We start from the raw sequence: 2,170 nt of genomic DNA on the forward strand, positions 1-2,170 counted from the left end.
CAGCTGGTACGTGCCGACGCCGATCGGTTCGGAGAGCGTTCGCATGCGTGCCCATTCGGCGTCGGTATACGAAAAGCCCGGCCATTCCATGCGGGCATCGTTTATCGAGACCATGCCCTTGGCCCAGAAAGCCAGCCGCGCCAGCGCGCTGCTCGTCATGCCATCCATTGCCGCCCCCGCCAGAATGATGCGCTCGCAGCATAGCACCAGGGCACGGCAGGGCGACAGTCCGGTACCTCTGTTGAGAGTTACTGGAAGCCGATCGCGTCGACATTGCCGGTTGGGCAGCCGGCCTTGTTGGTCGGCACCGAAGCCAGCAGCAGGTCCTTGAGCGCGCTGTTCGGGCCGATCGGACCGGCGAGGCCGAGCGTCAGTTCGCCGATCAGCCGCCTGCCGCTCGACGGATCGATGACACAGGACACACGCACCCGGTCGCCTGCCCCCGCGCCGAAGGCAGTGTCGAAAGCGCCGCGAATCTGGTCCGCCGTCAGCTTGCCGCCGATGTTCTTGGCAAAGAGATCGCGCACCGGCGAGCTGTTCACCGCGCGCATCAGGTTGAGCGCGTCGGAGAAATAGTCCTGCTGGCTCTTGCCGTAGCAGGTGCCGTGCTTGATCCATTCATGCCGCTCGAGGTGGGAGGCCGTTCCAGGCATCACCTGATCGAGCTCCGTGCGGGTGTTGGCGTCCAGATTGACCGGCGGCAGGTCTTTCCAGTGGGCCGGATTGTCGTTGGCCTTGTCGCTCGCCGTCGCCTGGCAATAGAAATTGCCGTTCGGCTGCGGCCACAACCCATGCAAGGTGAAATGCGTCGCGTCGAAATCACCGGCGTTCTGCGCCTTGCATTCGGTCTTGTTCGACTTTGTCTCGCAAAACGCCGGCTGCCAGCTCAGCGCGAAGACGTATTCGGGTTTTCCCGACGCCGCCGGCTTGCCTTGGCCGTCAGGTGCGGCCGGCACGGTCGCCGCGCTGCTGCCGGAAACATGGCCGCAACTGACCTTCACCCAGCGGCGCTCCGGATCGGCGCCCGGCACCAGGATAAGGTAGTGCGTCGGCGCATCCTTGTTGCCGGCAAGCAGCTGGTAGCTCTTCCCGGCATCGGTCGAGACATTGCCGGGGTTCTTGCCGTTCTTGATCGCTTGCGTCGCCGGACAGGCAGCGTCGGCGACGAAGCTGCCGCTCATCTTGACGTCGGCACGCGCCGCCCCGGCCAGCGACGCCGCCAGCATGGCCAATCCGAAAATGACAGCACTACGCATGGAAAATCCCCGGCTGGACAAGTGGGCGACAGACTGAAGCTGTCTCCATGTCAGAATTGCGATATTTTGCTGGCCAAACGCAAGAAACATCGTCGCGAAAAGCGGGTTTGCCGGATTGACGCATAATGTGGGCCGGCGCAAACAAAGCCAACGACGATAATGCAAGGGCGGGACCAGGCGGCATGTCATTCAGCCAGCAGCGCGTGGTTGCCTCGCCGACCGGTGCCGAGCTCAATCTTTTCGTCAGGCAGGCCGACGGCCGGGCACGCGCCGTCGTCCAGATCAATCATGGATTGGCCGAGCACGCAGCGCGCTATGCCCGCTTTGCCGATTTTCTTGGCTCCCGCGGCTTCCACGTCTATGTCCACGATCATCGCGGCCATGGCGCGACCAAAGCCCCCGACGCGCCGCTCGGCAGATTTGCCGACAGGGATGGCCCCGCCAAGGTGATCGCCGATATCGGCGCCATCCATGACCTCATCGCCAGCGAACAGCCAAACAGACCGGTCATCCTGTTTGGTCATTCGATGGGCGCATCCGTGGCGTTGAATTTCCTTTTAAGTCATTCGCCCCGCGTCCATGCCGCCGCGATCTGGAACGGCAATTTCTCTCAAGGCCTGCTCGGGCAGGTGGCGCTGGGCGTCCTTGCCTGGGAGAGAATGCGGCTCGGCTCCGACGTGCCATCGCGTCTGCTGCCGAAGCTCACCTTCCAGGCTTGGGGCAAGGCGGTGCCCAACCACCGCACATTGTTCGACTGGCTGTCGCGCGACGAGGCGGAAGTGGCGAAATACATCGCCGATCCGCTCTGCGGCTGGGATGCTTCGGTGTCGATGTGGCGCGACGTCGTCGGCATGGCGCTGAACGGCGGCAAGGATGCCGGCTTTGCCGGTATCCGACGCGACCTGCCCATCAGC

2 protein-coding genes are annotated in these 2,170 nt (G+C 63.8%); one reads left to right on the plus strand and one right to left on the minus strand.

Features of this window, described 5'->3' with window-relative positions; all coding sequences use genetic code 11:
• Positions 1–248: 248 nt before the first annotated feature.
• Complete coding sequence (locus tag EN906_RS31785) at positions 249–1,256, minus strand: ribonuclease (protein ID WP_127271103.1); 1,008 nt, start codon at positions 1,254–1,256, stop codon at positions 249–251.
• Positions 1,257–1,438: 182 nt separating this feature from the next.
• Between EN906_RS31785 and EN906_RS31790 the strand changes: the two genes are divergently transcribed.
• The coding region (locus tag EN906_RS31790) for an alpha/beta hydrolase (protein WP_164777519.1) at positions 1,439–2,170 on the plus strand (732 nt) is incomplete at its 3' end.

It is taken from the genome of Mesorhizobium sp. M7A.F.Ca.CA.004.06.1.1 (assembly GCF_003999135.1).
Classification (GTDB): domain Bacteria; phylum Pseudomonadota; class Alphaproteobacteria; order Rhizobiales; family Rhizobiaceae; genus Mesorhizobium.

Bases quoted from the DNA above. Each gene is read 5' to 3' on its own strand.
- EN906_RS31785 (WP_127271103.1), bottom strand. From the start codon at position 1,256: ATGCGTAGTGCTGTCATTTTCGGATTGGCCATGCTGGCGGCGTCGCTG.